Genomic DNA, 15,118 nt, shown 5'->3' with positions numbered 1-15,118 from the left:
CAGCAAGAAGTGGACGATGCCGATCCGGGACTGGAAAGCGGCCTTGAATCGCTTCAGTATCCAGTTCGAAGATCGTCTGTTAACGGTTTAATAAAAATCCCGTTTACACAAAATCTAGGACACCCTCCCGGAGCCCATGACAGGGCTTCGGGTTCTTTGTTGGATAAGCGGTGTGATTTTCTCCAAAACGGACTTGATTCTTTAGTCTTTTTCAATGGCTCTCTATGAAGTAGGCTGAAACCCTGAGTGCGATCAGGGAAAAAAACAAAACGAACAAAATAATCACCGGAATTATCAAAAGGTTCTTGTAGTGCCTTGGAAGGCCTTTCACTTCGCTGGCATCAATAACGCCCCTTCGAGCGCTGAGCGCGGGCATCATCAATACCATGGCAATAGCGCCACCGCGCATGACCTTGCCGACCAGGCCGCCAGCCGAAAATGCGTCTTTGGTGGTTTTTACAAAAGAGCAATTGGGTAGACGTTCTTCGATTGCGTCAACGTATTTGTGTGCGATGAAGGCGACAGCGAAACAAGTCAGTATCATCGGCACCAGTATCAATCCGGCAATCAAACCTATTGGGATGCTTGTCATTTTGTCACCTCGCCGTAAAGAAACTCGCCAAATTGCTCACCGGCCCATTTTCCTGTTTCCCCTCCTGCCCATCCACCAGCGGCACCTCCAACCACACCACAGACCAGCGCACCAGGGCCTGTTGTAATGCCTAATACCAATACGCAACCGCCAGTGACCGCAATGCCACCGAGATACCCGCCAGCACTCGCTCCACCCAAACTGCCCACTAACGAGCTTCCTTCAACATACTTTGCTTTCCTGCACTGTTCTTCGCGGCCCACCGTACAAGCTTTATGAATCGACAGCCCGGTAGAGCCTACTTCAAGCGCAGTACCAATATAGGTTCCTCTTTTGATCCATTTGGCCGCGTTTGCGACACCAGACACCTTGTCAGCGTAACCCGCGATTTCTCCGTTATGCATATAGCTGTTCGTTGAAAGACCGAGAAGTCTTTTGATTGAGCCTTCATTGCGCAGACCTGATCCGAATGACGCTATGTTGCCAAGCTGCTTCTCAAGCTTCATGAATAGCGTTGTTCTTTTTGTATAGAAGGCGTCACGGTTTGTCATCGTGCCAGAGCCCGCATGTTCCCGATAAAGCTTTTCAATGTCCTGAAGCGTAGCTTTAACGGATTCGAGATGTTTGCTCCAGCCATCACTCGTGGCGCCAATCCCCATAGATGTAAAGGAGATCATTTGTTGCAGGAGTTCGAAATTTTCCAGGAAAAAGTCGTCAGCCCCCGCGCCGTTGGCCAGTAAAGCAGTGTGCACCTCGCTGGCTTTGGCCATCAGGTAGGCTTCCTGGCTGGTACAGGATGGGGTGGAGGAGTCGCCAACGATGACAAGCTCACCCGCGAGGACAATGCTGCCTGCGATATGGGCGTTGAGGATATTGAACTTGGCCTTTGAGTTTCCAGAAAGCGCAGTATTCGCTTTAAGGGAGTCAAAAGTCTGTGTTCTGGAATTGATGAACGATCGAGCTTCGGCCATGTCCTTGCCTCACGAATATTTCTTATTGCCGATTCGGTCCCATCCTCCGGTCACGTTGCCGCCAGCTGCGCCATCGCTGCGTTTCTGCTGAATGTACGTGGTTTTTATGCGGCCGTAGTTGAGCTGTACTATTTCAATGGGCACCCCGGAGCTCGCACTTTGGGCGTAGTCAGCGATGATGACTTCTTCCAGCACAACTTCGTAATACTTGATTTTGTCTGTGCCTGCCCGGCAGAGCACGAGCTTCACTTCTTTGAGATGCTGGCCTGCACAACTGGCTTCCATCAGTTTGCAACTGGCGCTGTCCAGGTATTTTGTGAAGGTGAAATTGGTCAAGGTAGTGCGACCGGATGACGCGCCGCCTGATGAGCTGGCGGTTGCGGAGGTGCTTTGATTGACGCCGAAGTTATAGCCGATGATTTCAATCCACTTGCTGTATTTCTCATCCAGCGCTTCACCAGGAATCTCAGCGATCTGAATATAACCGTCAAAAGCCATGTGTACCTCTCCTTGGTAGTCAGTCGTACAGATGAAAAATCTGACGATGAGCGGATATGACAGCTATTTTTTGTGACGGTTCCGCAGGGTGGGAAGTAGGGATCAAACCTACTAACCGCATCAGATGATCCGGTCCAGGTACGTTCTTTTCCTGAGGGCCGATAAAGCACTGCTCATCATCGCCCTCCTCGAGTTCACGCCCGATACCGTACAATTTGAAAACTCCGCAATAGCGGGGCTGTAGGTGGCCAGGGATCAATATGACTTTGCATAAAGTGCCCACATGTTCGTTTTTCGGCCGGTGAATAAACAGGTCGCGGAGATTCCAGGTTGTTTTAGCGGAATACAGCGAACGGTTACTCCAAGCTCTCCGATGGCTTGTTCAACTTTATTGTCTTCGCTGAAGGGGGCGAGAACAAAGGCGCTAAGTTTTGCGTTCTGTTTGAAGTGCTTTTTGAATTCGTCCAGAGTAGTGACCGTTGTGGTGTTGTCGGACAATCTCTTCTGTGCCGCCTCTAACATGTCTTTTTGAAGGGTTGCCAGTGTTTTCGAGATGTTATTAACTAAATCTTCAGTGTCAAGTTTCAGGAGGATTTTGCAGCTGTTTCGACAGGAATAGGACACCACATTTTGCTCCAGTTCCTTTATGCCAATCTCGATCCGGACAGGGACGCCACGCTTGATGTGGTACCACTTTTTTTCGCCACTGTTCATGTCCCGCCAATCAACACTGGCCCGAAGGTTTTGCCCTTTCAGTTTTTTCCGACAAATTTGCTTTTGCAGTTTTTTGCAGTAGTCATGAATGGCATCTGCATTCTGTTCGTTGCGCACGATCGGGATAATGACGACCTGCGTCGGTGCCACGAGGGGCGGGAGTACTAGTCCATCATCGTCACCATGGGCCATGATCATCGCGCCGATCAGTCGCGTGGATACTCCCCAAGACGTGGTCCATGCCAGTTCTTTTATCCCTTCTTTGTTCACGAAGCGGATGTCTGAACTCTGTGCGAAGTTCTGGCCTAAAAAATGAGAAGTACCTGCTTGCAGGGCCTTGCCGTCTTGCATCATCGCTTCAATGGTGTAGGTGCTGACGGCGCCCGGAAAACGTTCCCAAGAGCACTTTTCGCCCTTGATTACTGGTATGGCCAGGTGCTCGGTAGTAAAGCGCTCATAGATATCCAACATCTTTAGCGTTTCGACCAAGGCCTCATCATGAGTTGCGTGAACGGTGTGACCTTCCTGCCATAGGAACTCCGATGAGCGCAGGAAAATCCGGGGACGCATTTCCCAGCGCAGTACGTTCGCCCATTGATTGATAAGCAAAGGCAGATCCCGATAGCTTTGTACCCATCGTGAAAAGGATGCACCGATGACCGTTTCACTGGTGGGCCTGATGATCAACGGTTCTTCTAGTGTTCCAGCGGGAGTAAGCGCTCCATCCGTTGATTTTTCGAGGCGGTGATGAGTTACAACTGCGCACTCTTTGGCAAAGCCTTCAACATGCTCGGCTTCTTTTTGAAGAAAGGATAATGGAATCAAAAGTGGAAAATATGCGTTTGAATGTCCTGTGTCTTTGATTTTCTTATCAAGTTCTCGTTGAATTTGCTCCCATATGCCATACCCCCAAGGACGGATAACCATGCAACCTCGAACTGGAGAGTTCTCAGCCATTTCCGACTGGGTAATCACTTGTTGATACCAGTCAGAAAAGTTTTCATTTCTTGTAGGTGATATTGCGTTTTTCATAGGACCCTTGCTTTGAAGTCGAAATTGTTATTCGAAATGGTGTCGTAAGGGGTAGGTATATTTATTGAGCTTTGAAATTTCAAGACTTCATGTGTGGTTTTTCATATTTCAGAAATTTCCTTCAGAAGGATCTTTCTTTTTGTAAAGTTACTCCGCTCTTCGACGTGTTCGTCGACCACAAATAGCCCCCAATGCAATCGCTTCGGGGGCTATGGCACTCACTGAGCCCCAAACATCGCCGTCCAGTAAATCCCCGCATCGCTCTTCGGGTCGGTCGCATACGCCGCGCCCAGTTCGCGGAACTGCGGGTTCATCAGGTTGGCGCAGTGGCCAGGGCTGACCAGCCAGCCTTCGACCACCTTGCGTACGCTGTCCTGCCCGGCGGCGATGTTTTCGCCGATCTGCTGGAAGTTGTAGCCGGCCAGTTCTGCGCGGTCGCCCGGGGTGCGGCCATCGCGGTCCTTGTGATCGAAGTAGTTGTTGTTGGCCATGGAGCGCGAGTTGCCTTCGGCGGCGGTGGCCAGCGTGGCGTTCCAGGCCAGCGGCGCGGTCGCATTGAAAGACTGGGTGCCGCATTGACGCGGCTTGGCCCGTGCGGCGTTGAGTTCGATGAGCAGCTTCTGGCCCTCGGTCTGCCAGTCGCCCAAGTGTGAACTCAGCAGTGGCCGCGCCACGACGATGCGCCACTGATTGTCCTGGCGGCTGACGCCGACATCGACGAATTGCGGGTCGAGGACGATCTGGCAAAAACTCTCCTGGATCGCCTTCATCGCCGAGGCGGCATCGCGAGGCCCGGACAGGCTGATGGCTTGCACATTCTTCATGGGATAACCCGCAGTGGCCATGGCCTGCTGCAGATTACCGATGCTCGAGGCGGTCAGCACCAGGCGTGGGTCGGCCGACAGCGGCGGAAGCTCCGATGAAACCTGGCCGGCGCAGCGCTGCAGTTGGCTGCGGTAGACGTTGATCGATTCGATCAATTGCGCTTCGTCGGCCGCCAAGGCGTTGGCGGCGAATACCAGGCCCAGTGACACACCGGCCAAACGCATTGCGGATGAAATGAAACCCATGAAAATCCCCCTTGAGCAGATTGCGCCCATGATGCGCGAAGTTGGCCGATCTAAGACAACGGATTTATCCAGAGTGTAGTGGGGTGGGCGAAATCATTTCACTACTAGACTGAATCGAACCACTCACCGAGTGACACCGACCATGCGCCTCGACTGGATCGCCACCTGCCTCGCTCTCACGTTGCTTGCCGGCCCGGTGTCCGCTACGGATCAAGCGCAAAAGCAGCAAGCGGCCGAGAACAAGGCCGAGGTGCTGGAACAGAAAGCCGCCGAGAATAAAAGCCCCGCAGCGGCGCCCAAGGCCGAAGCCATTACCCCGTCCGAAGTCCAGGCCGTCGACCCGGCGGGTGCCGCGCCGCTGGACGATGCGATCACGTGCCTGGCCCGGTCCATTTACTGGGAAGCCAAGGGCAAGGACGCCGCTGACATGGAAGCGGTGGCCAATGTGGTCATGAATCGCCTGGGCCACGAAGGCTTTCCGGACACGGTGTGCAAAGTGGTCAAGCAGGGTTCGGAGACCAGGAGTTGCCAGTTTTCCTGGTGGTGCGACGGCAAATCCGATTCGGTCCAGGAAGAGGTGCCTTACGCGATGGCCAAGGAAATCGCGCGCAAGGCCCTGAACAAGGAACTGCCGGACCGCACCCAGGGTGCCCTTTATTTCCATGATCGTACCGTCAAGCCGGATTGGGCCAGGGAATACATCAGGACCGTGGATATCGGCTTGTTCCGTTTTTACAAACCTCATGACGGATCGGCCAGGTAATAGCGGCTTTTTCGGCCAAATATTTTTTTTTTGCTGTGGTTGTGCGAGGTGTTATCGAAACTGAAATGTTTCTGTTTTATAAGCTTCATAACGAAACCGTGCGCGAATGACGCGATAAGCAGGAACTACACATGAAGCTGACGAGGGTCTGGATCAGTAATCTCGCGCCGATCACGGCGCATTCGCTGGCGTACGCTCTATGACCGTCCTGGTCACCGGTGCGGCCGGTTTCATCGGTTTTCATACGGTCCAGCGCTTGTGCCGCGAGGGGCAGGAGGTCGTCGGTATCGACAACCTCAACGACTACTACGACGTGGAACTCAAGCAGGCACGCCTCAAGGTGCTGGAGACTTTGCCGGGTTTTCGCTTCCGGAAAATGGACATCGTCGACAAACCGGCCCTGATGAGCCTGTTTCGAGAACACGCTTTTACCGAGGTGGTGCACCTGGCTGCTCAGGCCGGGGTGCGTTACTCGCTGGACAACCCGGATGTCTATGGGCAATCGAACCTGGTGGGTTTCCTCAATGTGCTCGAAGCCTGTCGACACCATCGCCCCGAGCACCTGATCTACGCCTCGAGCAGCTCGGTGTACGGTACCAACAGCAAGATGCCGTTCAGTGTCGAGGATCCTGTCGAACATCCCGTTTCGTTGTACGCCGCCACCAAGCGCTCCAATGAACTGCTGGCCGAAAGTTATTGCCATTTGTATGGCTTGAAAGCCAGTGGCCTGCGCTTTTTTACCGTCTACGGTCCGTGGGGCCGCCCGGACATGGCGCTGTTCAAGTTCACCGACGCCATCCTCAAAGACCTGCCCATCGATATTTACAACCAGGGGCAGATGTCCCGCGACTTTACCTACGTCGACGACATTGTCGAAGGTATCGCCCGACTGCGCCCAAGGCCTCCGGTGCCGGAAGGCTCTGCTGTCGGGGTCAACCGGCTCTTCAACATCGGGCGTGGCATGCCGGTGGCGTTGCTGGATTTCGTCGAGTGCCTGGAATCAGCCCTGGATCTGCAAGCCAGGCGCAATTATCTGCCGATGCAGGCCGGTGACGTGGTCAAGACCTGGGCCGATGTCTCGGCACTGGCCGAGTGGGTGGGCTTCAGCCCGCAGGTGACGCTCGAAACCGGTGTAAGAGAATTTGTGAAGTGGTATCGGCAGTTCTATCAGATTTGAAGCGTTCGCCTCTGATCTCGAAAAATCAAAAAGGGCGAGAGAGACCCATGAGCCAAGACATTTTTGTATCCGTACTGATTCCCGCCAAAAACGAAGCGAACAACCTCAAGCCGTTGCTTGAGGAAATCCGCGTCGCATTGGCCGCTGAATCGTACGAAATCATCGTGGTCGACGATGGCAGCACTGATTCGACCCTGCAGGAACTGCGGCAGATTCGCCAAAACGGCTTGAACACCTTGCGTATCCTGCATCACGAGCGATCGCTGGGGCAGAGCACCTCGCTGTACCACGCGGCCCGTGAGGCTCGCGGGCAGTGGCTGGCGACCCTCGATGGCGACGGCCAGAACGACCCGGCGGACATTCCCGGCATGCTGGCGCTGGTGCGCGGCGAACCGGGCAAGGTCGATGTGCAACTGGTCGCCGGGCACCGGGTCAATCGCCGCGACACCGCGAGCAAACGCTACGCCTCGCGGTTCGCCAACAACCTGCGCCGGCGCCTGCTCAAGGACGCCACCCCGGACACCGGTTGCGGCCTGAAGTTGATCGAGCGCGCGGCGTTCTTGCGCCTGCCGTACTTCGACCACATGCATCGCTACATTCCGGCGCTGATCCAGCGCCATAACGGGCGCATGATCGTGCACCCGGTCAACCACCGGCCGCGCACGGCCGGGGTCTCGAAATACGGCAACATCGACCGCGCGCTGGTCGGCATTCTCGATTTGATCGGTGTCTGGTGGCTGATCAAGCGCACGCGCCTGAATACTCACGCCCAGGAGCTCGAAGGATGATGTTGTCTCGTGAGACCCTGTGGCTGCTGGTCGGCTTTGCCGGGCAGGTTGCCTTTACCGGGCGGTTTGTCTTGCAGTGGTTGTACAGCGAGTACAAGAAACGCAGCGTGATCCCGACCAACTTCAGGTACCTGAGCATCGTCGGCAGCACCTTGTTGCTTGCCTACGCCATCTACCGTCAGGACCCGGTGTTCATCGCCGGGCAGGCCTTTGGCTCCATCGTCTATTTCCGCAACCTGCAATTGATTGCCAAAAGCAGAAGCGTAAAGGAATAAGTAATGCGTAGATCGTTGTCGCCCAGGGTCGAGTGCCTGGGCCTGATGCTGCTTGCCCTGTTGCTGATCGGCGCGGGCATGGGCCTGCGCCAGGCACAGAATGTGGACGAAGAGCGTTTCCTCGGCGTCGCACTGGAGATGCTGCAGAACGGCTCGTGGCTGATCCCGCACCGGGCCGCCGAGATCTACGGCGACAAGCCGCCGATTTTCATGTGGACGGTGGCGTTCTTCACCTGGCTGACTGGCAAGCCCAACATCGCCCTGTATATCCCTGGGCTGTTTTCGGCGGTGACGGTCACGGCGATGGTCTATGACCTGGGCCGTCGCCTGTGGACCCAGCGTACCGGGCGCAACGCCGCACTGTTGTACCTGGCGACGTACCAGACCTACAGCATCCTGCGCACCGGGCAGATCGACAGCCTTTTGATTCTGTTCACCTCCCTGGGCCTGTACGGTCTGGCGCGGCACCTGCTGCTGGGACCTGCGTGGCGCTGGTTTTACGCGGGTTGTGCGGCCATGGGCATTGGCGTGATTACCAAAGGCGTGGGTTTCCTGCCGGCGCTGTTGCTGATTCCTTACGCCTATGCGGTGCGCAAAGGCTGGCCCGGCGTGGTGGCCATGCCCGGCGAGGCGCGCAAGTGGTTGCTCGGGTTTGCGCTGATGCTTGGCGCCATCGCGATCTGGCTGTTGCCCCTGGCCTTGTCCATCATCGTCAATGGCAGCGCAGACGAAGTGGCCTATGCGCGGGAGATCCTGCTGCACCAGACAGCGGGCCGTTATGCCGCCGCGTGGCATCACCGCGAACCGTTCTGGTATTTCTTCACCAACGTGATTCCGCAGTACTGGCTGCCGTTGGTGCTGGTGCTGCCATGGCTGGTGCCGGCCTGGCGCCGGCAGTTGCAAAAACGAGATGGCCGGGTGTTGGTCTTGCTCGGTTGGGTGGTGCTGGTGGTGCTGTTTTTCTGCATCAGCACGGGCAAGCGCAAGTTGTACATCTACCCGGCGCTGCCTGGTCTGGTGCTGGTCGCCGCGCCGTTGATCCCGTGGCTGCTCAAGCGCTGGTTCAAACGCCACCCGCGTTTGCGCCGGGTGTTCCCGGCACTGGTAGCGACCTGGTTCGCGCTGTGGTTCGCCCGTGGTTTCATCGAACCGCTCAAGGAAGGCACCAACATTGATCAGGTGCTCATGGCGCAGGCTGCGACCATGACCCAAGGCGCCGATCTGGTGCTGGTCAATTGGGAGGAAGGGCACTGGTTGTTTGCCCGTCAACCGATCGTGCATTTCGGCATGGATTACTCCTCCATCGAGAAGGCTGCGCAGTATCTGCGCGAACACCCCAAGGCCTACGCTTTGGTGCCGGATGACGTACTGAACCAGTGCTTCAAACCCGAAGCGGCCCGTGAACTGGGGGAAAACTCCCGGGCGAACTGGTCGATCGTGGGCGCGGATGCCGACAACGGCAAATGCCTGCCGCAAGAGGCCGGCAAAGCCTATCGGTTCACCTGGAATGACCCGCATATGCCAGCACCGCCGGCGCAGGTGGCTAATCCCTGAGGGCAAAAAAAGGGCCGCTTGAACAAGCGGCCCTTTCTCTTCGTTCGTCGCCTGTCACTGACTGGCATCCAGCACCACGCGGTAGCGTGCCTTGCCGCTGCGCAAATGATCGATGGCTTCATTGATCCGGCTCATGGGAAACATCTCGACCTGCGGCAGGATCTGATGGCGGGCGCAGAACTCCAGCATCATCGCGGTGTTGGCCGGTGAGCCGACCGGCGAGGCGGACAAGACTTTTTGCTGGGGAATCAGGTTGAATACGTGCACCGGTATGGCATCGGGCACGACGCCGACAAAGTGCAGGCGACCCTTGCCGCGCAGGGTGGCGAGCATGGCGGTCCAGTCGAGGTTGGCGTTGGCGGTGACCAGGAGAAAGTCCAGGGTGCCGGCAATGGCATTGAGCGCATCGGTATCGGTCGAGGCGACCACCTTGTGCGCGCCCAGGCGCTTGGCTTCGTCCTGCTTGCTCAGCGATGAGGTGAACGCCGTGACTTCGCAGCCCCAGGCATTGAGGAAGCGTAGCGCCAGGTGGCCGAGGCCGCCGATGCCCACCACGCCGACCCGGTCGGTGGGCTTGATGCCGAATTCCACCAGCGGGTTGAACACGGTCGAACCGGCACAGAACAACGGCCCGGCCATCGCCGGATCGAGCCCGGTCGGGATCGGCAGGGCCCAGGCCCAGTGCGAACGAATGCGGTCGGCAAAACCTCCGTTGCTGCCGATGATGGTCGGTTGCACGGTGCGACACAGGTTATGCGAGCCTTCGATGCACGACGTGCAATGCATGCAGCTGCCCTTGTACCAACCGATGCCCACCCGTTGCCCCATTTCCAGGCCGCGAACCTGGTCGCCCAACCGCACGATACGGCCGACCACCTCGTGGCCGGGAATGAACGGGTAGTGGCTGATGCCCCAGTCGTTGTCGATCAGCGACTGGTCGGAGTGGCAGACGCCGCAATATTCCACGGCGACTTCCACCTCATCGCTTCCCAACGGGCCGGGATCGTAGCTAAAGGGTTCCAGTGGTGCGCCCGCTGCGGTGGCGGCCCAGCCGGTAAAGGTGGTGAGTTCGCTGCTGTCGCTCATGGGATACCTCCAGATCAGAAGTCAGGGGTCTTGGCCGCTTTGGTGCAGCGGCGGAGCGAGGAAAGTGTAGCGGGTCATGGGCGTTCCATTGGGTGCGCGCCTGGAGACTGTTGGTTTCGGTGTTACCTCAGATCTGCAGATCGATCACGAAGGCATCATCGAAATCAGGATTTTCATTGATGCCATTCTTGGCATAGCCCCGTGGGTTGCAGACCACGCGGGTGTTGCCCACCCGATAATCAAAGCTGCCATGGGTATGGCCATGCAGCCACAGTGCCGGCTGCCAGTCTTTGATCCGCGCTTCGAGGTCCGAGACAAAGCTTGAGTTGATTGGCGAACCGGCAAAGGTCGGGCTGATGCTCGACCGCGTCGGGGCGAAATGGGAGACCACCACCGTAGGCGTGCTGCTGTCGCGGGTGAAGCAGTCTTGCAGCCAGGCGACCGTCTGCAGAAACACCAGCTGGGAAATGGCCGGCGTGAACAGGTCAGGGAAATCGGGGGCGATTTTGATGTGGCTGAAGTCACGGATCAGCTGGGTCGCCAGATCGATGCCCAGCGCCCGATCATCCGGGCTGTCGAGCAGGCGATAGTCAGACCACAAGGTGCAACCGAGAAAGCGCACGCCGTCGTGGACGTACTCCGAACGTTCCAGAATGTGGATCTGCGTGCCTTGCGCCAGGCTGTTTAATTGCTCGTAGGTGGAGACTAGGTCACTGCCATAAAACTCGTGATTACCCGCCACGTACAACAACGGAACCGGGCAGGCTCTGGCCCACTCGATGGCCTTGGGCGGCCGGGCGATGTCCCCGGCGAGCACGACAATATCGGCATCCACGGCGGGAAAGGGGATCGCGTTGACGGACAGGTGCATGTCGGACAGCAAGGCGATGCGCATGGATCAACTCCGGCGTGTGTTGAAGGGCAAGTCATTCAAGTTACGCGTTGATAACCCGTTGCCACAAGCCTGCTGGTCAGCAAAACAAATGTGGGAACGGGTGTACGCCGATGCGGTGCTCACAGCCGGTACATATCCGTTTCTTCGGTAACGGCGGTTATTGGTTCCGCTCTTACAGCGGGTCACTTTGGAAGAGCGCCAAAGTAACCAAAACGCTTTGCCCCTGACGTTCGGTGCCTCGCTGTGGCTCGGCATGCCCTCGCTCCGGTCCTGCTCCGTGGGCCCGCCGCCATCGGCCATCCATGGCCGGGGGCGGCTAACCCGGCATCCATGCCGGGTTGCCCACTGCGCAGAACCTGCGCTCGGCCTCACGAGGGGGCGTACACCGCAAAAGCAAAAGCAAAAGCAAAAGCAAAAGTAAAAGCAAAAGCAAAAGCGAGGCGGCCGGCCTGCTCGCGATGAGGTTGACCTGTTTACTTCAAATACCACCCCCACGGCTGGTCGCTGACGTACTCGGTCACCTGCTTGACCTCAAGATAATTGTGCAACCCCCATTGCCCCAGCTCCCGGCCAATGCCGCTGTGTTTCATCCCGCCCCAGGGTGCTTCGACGAAGGTCGGTTGCGAGCAGTTGACCCAGACGATGCCGGCGCGCAGCTGGTTGGCGACCCGGGCGGTGCGTTGCAAGTCAGCGCTCATCACGGCGGCAGCCAGGCCGAAGCGGCTGGCGTTGGCCATTTGTACTGCTTGCTCTTCGGTCTTGAAGCGCTTGATGCACAGCACCGGGCCGAACACTTCTTCACGCCACAGAATGCTGCTATGACCGGGCTCGTCGAAAATCGCCGGCTCGACGAAGTAACCTTCGCGCAAGTGCGCCGGTCGCCGTCCGCCGGTGAGCAAACGGGCGCCGCTGGCCAGGCCCTGGTCGATGAAACCGAGCACCTTGTCGTATTGGCCCTGGCTGACCAGCGGCCCGAGCAGAACGCCGGGCTGCATACCGGGGCCGATGCTGATCTTGCGGGTTTCTTCCACCAGTCGTTCGATCAGGCGCGGAGCGATGGTTTCCTGCACCAGCAGGCGTGAAGTCGCGCTGCACACCTGACCCTGGTTCCAGAAAATCCCGAACAGAATCCACTCCACGGCGGCGTCGACATCGGCGTCGTCGAACACGATGAGCGCAGACTTGCCGCCCAGTTCCAGGCTGATGTTCTTGATGTCCCGCGCCGCCGCCGACATGATTTTTGCGCCGGTGGGCACGCTGCCGGTGAAGGCCAGTTTGTCCACGCCCGGGTGTTCGGTGAGGGGGCTGCCGGCGTCGGCGCCGAGGCCGGTGACCAGGTTCAACACCCCGGCGGGCAAACCGATACGATCCGCGGCGGCCGCCAGTTCCAGGGCGGTCAGCGGCGTCAATTCGGACGGTTTCAACACCACCGTGGCCCCGGCGGCCAAGGCTGGCGCGACCTTCCACGCGGCCATCAGCAGCGGGTAGTTCCAGGGGATGATCTGCCCGGCCACGCCAATCGGTTCGTGGCGGATGCGGCAGCGGAAACGCGCGTCCGGCAAGGCCAGAGGCTGATCCTGTTGCTGGTCCAGTTCACGGGCCAAACCGGCGTAGTAACGGAAGCAACCAATCGCATCGCCAATGTCCCACTGCGCTTCGGGCAAGGGTTTGCCGTTGTCGCGCACTTCCAGTTCCGCCAGCGCCTGCTGGCCACTTTCCAGTTCATCGGCCAGCGCCTCCAGCCATTGCCCGCGCTCGGCGCCGCTGGTCTGGCCCCAGCCATTGTCGAAGGCGCGACGGGCCGCACGCACGGCATGGTCGACATCCTCTTCAGTGCCTGCCGCGACCCGGTGGAAGACTTGCTCGGTGGCAGGGTCGATCACGTCCAGATAGCCGCCCAGGTCCGGGCTGACCCATTCGCCGTTGATGTAGAGCTGATCACGCATGGTGCGACTCCTGGACGCCGGTACGGCGGTTTTGCAGATGGCGGGAAGTGAACAGCAGGGCCAGCGACACGCAGATGATCACCGTGGAAATCGCGTTGATCTCTGGCGTCACGCCGCGGCGGATGGAGGAAAAGATGTAGATTGGCAGCGTCGTTTCGGAACCGGCGACGAAGAACGCGATGATGAAATCGTCGAAGCTGAAGGTGAACGCCAGCAGGAACCCGGCCATGATTGCCGGGCTGATCTGCGGCAGGGTTACCCGCCAGAAGGTGTCCATCGGTGGCGCGTACAGGTCCGCCGAGGCTTCGAGCAAGGCCTTGTCCAGCGAGTCGACACGGCTGCGCACGATCACCATCACCAGGGCCATGGTGAACAACGAATGCGCGGCGATAACCGTAAAGAAGCCCATGTTCAACTTCGGCACTGTCGGCAACCAACTCGCCAGCAGCGGGTTGATCAGGTCGAACAGGCTGATGAACGCAATCAGCGTCGAGATGCCGATGACGATGCCCGGCACGATGATCGCGCAATAGGTCAGGGCATCGAACAGCAGGCGCACTTTGGCGCCGCAGCGCTGCAAGCCGAACACCGCCAGGGTGCCGAACAGCGTGGCAATCACTGCCGAACTGAAAGCGATCAGCGCGCTGTTGCCCAGGGCTTCCATGATGAACGGGTTACCGAACGCGGTGCCGAACCACTGCACCGAGCAGCACTGGAACGTAAGGCCACTGCGCCCGGCGTTGAAGCTGAACAGCACGATCAAGGCAATCGGCGCGTAGAGAAACAGGTACAGCGAGGTTGAATAGCTGCGCAGCCACATGTCACAGGCCTCCGTCGGCAGGGCGGCCGCCGTAGCGCGCCACCAGTTTCAAGTACACGCCGATGATCAGCAGCATCATCGCCACCAACGTCATGGCCAGCGCACTGCCGAACGGCCAGTTGCGCGATTGCAGGAACAGGTCGACCAGCGCGTTGCCGACAAAGAACACCTTGCCGCCGCCGAGAATGGCCGGGATCAGGAACTCGCCCATCAACAGGATGAACACCAGCATCACCCCGGTGATGATCCCCGGCGCGGACAGTGGCAGGGTGATCCGGCGAAAGCTTTCGAAGGCACTGGCGCCCAGGTCCGCCGAGGCTTCGAGCAGGCGCTTGTCGAGTTTTTCCAGGCTGACGTAGATCGGGAACACCATCAGCGGCAGGTAGCCGTAGACAATGCCGATCAGCACCGCCCACGGCGTGTTGATCAGCCGCACATCTTCAAGACCGAGGCTGGCCAGCAGCGCCGGAATACCCTTGCCGCTGAGGATGAAGATCCAGGCGTAGGTGCGGATCAGGAAACTGGTCCAGAACGGCACGATCACCAGGGTCAGCAACAGCGAGCGGTTCCTGCTGACCTTGACCGCGAGGAAATACGCCAGCGGATAAGCCGCCACCAGGCACACCAGGGTGCCCAGCGGCGCCAGCATCAGCGTATTGCTGAACGCCGCGCCGCGAGAACCGAGGTTCAGGTAGTTGGCCAGGGTGAAGCCACCGGCGTAACCGCCCACGGCGCTGCGCTCGCCGAAACTGAAGACCAGGATGATCACCAGCGGCATCAACAACAGCAGCAGGAACCACAGGGTCGAAGGCAAGAGCATCAGCAGGGTGATGCGCCGGCCGAGGCTGCGCCGTTGGCGAACCTCGACCGACAGGGCATGGCCCGGCTGCACCGTTTGCGGGTGGGCGGCGGCATTCATGGGTGACTCCTCATTGGC

15 protein-coding genes are annotated in these 15,118 nt (G+C 58.4%); 5 read left to right on the top strand and 10 right to left on the bottom strand.

Going from position 1 to position 15,118, the window contains the following annotated elements; genetic code table 11:
• Positions 1–211: 211 nt before the first annotated feature.
• The 5 genes from KGB07_RS28595 to KGB07_RS28575 form a co-directional block, all read right to left on the bottom strand.
• A complete protein-coding gene (locus tag KGB07_RS28595) occupies positions 212–592 on the bottom strand; it encodes a hypothetical protein (RefSeq protein ID WP_046037398.1) in 381 nt (126 codons plus the stop codon).
• A complete protein-coding gene (locus KGB07_RS28590; protein WP_223467372.1) occupies positions 589–1,563 on the bottom strand; it encodes a hypothetical protein in 975 nt (324 codons plus the stop codon). Before KGB07_RS28590 ends, KGB07_RS28595 begins: the two co-directional genes overlap by 4 nt.
• A gap of 9 nt (positions 1,564–1,572) precedes the next feature.
• On the bottom strand, positions 1,573–2,061 hold the full coding sequence (locus tag KGB07_RS28585) for an Hcp family type VI secretion system effector (protein WP_046037395.1): 489 nt from the start codon (positions 2,059–2,061) through the stop codon (positions 1,573–1,575).
• A gap of 255 nt (positions 2,062–2,316) precedes the next feature.
• Positions 2,317–3,807 (bottom strand): proline--tRNA ligase, encoded by a 1,491-nt coding sequence (gene proS, locus KGB07_RS28580; RefSeq protein WP_223467371.1) that lies wholly within the window; start codon positions 3,805–3,807, stop codon positions 2,317–2,319.
• Positions 3,808–4,025: 218 nt separating this feature from the next.
• Positions 4,026–4,877: a CAP domain-containing protein gene (locus KGB07_RS28575; protein WP_223467369.1), complete on the bottom strand. Its 852-nt coding sequence runs from the start codon at positions 4,875–4,877 to the stop codon at positions 4,026–4,028.
• A 142-nt stretch (positions 4,878–5,019) separates the two neighbouring features.
• Between KGB07_RS28575 and KGB07_RS28570 the strand changes: the two genes are divergently transcribed.
• The 5 genes from KGB07_RS28570 (at position 5,020) to KGB07_RS28550 (ending at position 9,434) form a co-directional block, all read left to right on the top strand.
• Complete coding sequence (locus KGB07_RS28570; protein ID WP_046037392.1) at positions 5,020–5,640, top strand: cell wall hydrolase; 621 nt, start codon at positions 5,020–5,022, stop codon at positions 5,638–5,640.
• Positions 5,641–5,839: 199 nt separating this feature from the next.
• A complete protein-coding gene (locus KGB07_RS28565; RefSeq protein WP_223467367.1) occupies positions 5,840–6,817 on the top strand; it encodes an NAD-dependent epimerase in 978 nt (325 codons plus the stop codon).
• 47 nt (positions 6,818–6,864) lie between these two features.
• Positions 6,865–7,605, top strand: a complete 741-nt coding sequence (locus KGB07_RS28560) for a glycosyltransferase family 2 protein (protein ID WP_046037390.1) — start codon at positions 6,865–6,867, stop codon at positions 7,603–7,605.
• Positions 7,602–7,880 carry a lipid-A-disaccharide synthase N-terminal domain-containing protein gene (locus KGB07_RS28555; RefSeq protein ID WP_223467365.1) on the top strand — a complete coding sequence of 93 codons (279 nt, stop codon included), beginning with the start codon at positions 7,602–7,604 and terminating at the stop codon, positions 7,878–7,880. Before KGB07_RS28560 ends, KGB07_RS28555 begins: the two co-directional genes overlap by 4 nt.
• Before the next feature lie 3 nt (positions 7,881–7,883).
• Positions 7,884–9,434, top strand: coding sequence for an ArnT family glycosyltransferase (locus KGB07_RS28550; protein ID WP_223467364.1), 1,551 nt, complete (start codon positions 7,884–7,886; stop codon positions 9,432–9,434).
• Positions 9,435–9,488: 54 nt separating this feature from the next.
• On the opposite strand, the gene ahr is transcribed toward KGB07_RS28550, so the two are convergent.
• The 5 genes from ahr to KGB07_RS28525 form a co-directional block, all read right to left on the bottom strand.
• Positions 9,489–10,520: an NADPH-dependent aldehyde reductase Ahr gene (ahr, locus tag KGB07_RS28545; RefSeq protein ID WP_046037386.1), complete on the bottom strand. Its 1,032-nt coding sequence runs from the start codon at positions 10,518–10,520 to the stop codon at positions 9,489–9,491.
• 127 nt (positions 10,521–10,647) lie between these two features.
• Entirely contained in the window at positions 10,648–11,415 is a 768-nt protein-coding gene (locus tag KGB07_RS28540; RefSeq protein ID WP_223467362.1) for a metallophosphoesterase, read from the bottom strand.
• A gap of 473 nt (positions 11,416–11,888) precedes the next feature.
• Positions 11,889–13,361 (bottom strand): aldehyde dehydrogenase family protein, encoded by a 1,473-nt coding sequence (locus KGB07_RS28535; protein ID WP_046037382.1) that lies wholly within the window; start codon positions 13,359–13,361, stop codon positions 11,889–11,891.
• On the bottom strand, positions 13,354–14,181 hold the full coding sequence (locus KGB07_RS28530) for an ABC transporter permease (protein WP_046037380.1): 828 nt from the start codon (positions 14,179–14,181) through the stop codon (positions 13,354–13,356). Before KGB07_RS28530 ends, KGB07_RS28535 begins: the two co-directional genes overlap by 8 nt.
• A gap of 1 nt (position 14,182) precedes the next feature.
• Positions 14,183–15,100 carry an ABC transporter permease gene (locus KGB07_RS28525; protein ID WP_046037379.1) on the bottom strand — a complete coding sequence of 306 codons (918 nt, stop codon included), beginning with the start codon at positions 15,098–15,100 and terminating at the stop codon, positions 14,183–14,185.
• Positions 15,101–15,118: the final 18 nt, after the last annotated feature.

The organism is Pseudomonas sp. GL-RE-26, from assembly GCF_019956275.1.
GTDB classification, from domain to species: domain Bacteria; phylum Pseudomonadota; class Gammaproteobacteria; order Pseudomonadales; family Pseudomonadaceae; genus Aquipseudomonas; species Aquipseudomonas grandcourensis.
This window is presented reverse-complemented; position numbering and strand designations above follow the sequence as displayed.

Coding starts and splice junctions, on each gene's coding strand:
- KGB07_RS28595 (WP_046037398.1), bottom strand. CDS start 592: ATGACAAGCATCCCAATAGGTTTGATTGCCGGATTGATACTGGTGCCG.
- KGB07_RS28590 (WP_223467372.1), bottom strand. CDS start 1,563: ATGGCCGAAGCTCGATCGTTCATCAATTCCAGAACACAGACTTTTGAC.
- KGB07_RS28585 (WP_046037395.1), bottom strand. CDS start 2,061: ATGGCTTTTGACGGTTATATTCAGATCGCTGAGATTCCTGGTGAAGCG.
- proS (WP_223467371.1), bottom strand. CDS start 3,807: ATGAAAAACGCAATATCACCTACAAGAAATGAAAACTTTTCTGACTGG.
- KGB07_RS28575 (WP_223467369.1), bottom strand. CDS start 4,877: ATGGGTTTCATTTCATCCGCAATGCGTTTGGCCGGTGTGTCACTGGGC.
- KGB07_RS28570 (WP_046037392.1), top strand. CDS start 5,020: ATGCGCCTCGACTGGATCGCCACCTGCCTCGCTCTCACGTTGCTTGCC.
- KGB07_RS28565 (WP_223467367.1), top strand. CDS start 5,840: ATGACCGTCCTGGTCACCGGTGCGGCCGGTTTCATCGGTTTTCATACG.
- KGB07_RS28560 (WP_046037390.1), top strand. CDS start 6,865: ATGAGCCAAGACATTTTTGTATCCGTACTGATTCCCGCCAAAAACGAA.
- KGB07_RS28555 (WP_223467365.1), top strand. CDS start 7,602: ATGATGTTGTCTCGTGAGACCCTGTGGCTGCTGGTCGGCTTTGCCGGG.
- KGB07_RS28550 (WP_223467364.1), top strand. CDS start 7,884: ATGCGTAGATCGTTGTCGCCCAGGGTCGAGTGCCTGGGCCTGATGCTG.
- ahr (WP_046037386.1), bottom strand. CDS start 10,520: ATGAGCGACAGCAGCGAACTCACCACCTTTACCGGCTGGGCCGCCACC.
- KGB07_RS28540 (WP_223467362.1), bottom strand. CDS start 11,415: ATGCGCATCGCCTTGCTGTCCGACATGCACCTGTCCGTCAACGCGATC.
- KGB07_RS28535 (WP_046037382.1), bottom strand. CDS start 13,361: ATGCGTGATCAGCTCTACATCAACGGCGAATGGGTCAGCCCGGACCTG.
- KGB07_RS28530 (WP_046037380.1), bottom strand. CDS start 14,181: ATGTGGCTGCGCAGCTATTCAACCTCGCTGTACCTGTTTCTCTACGCG.
- KGB07_RS28525 (WP_046037379.1), bottom strand. CDS start 15,100: ATGAATGCCGCCGCCCACCCGCAAACGGTGCAGCCGGGCCATGCCCTG.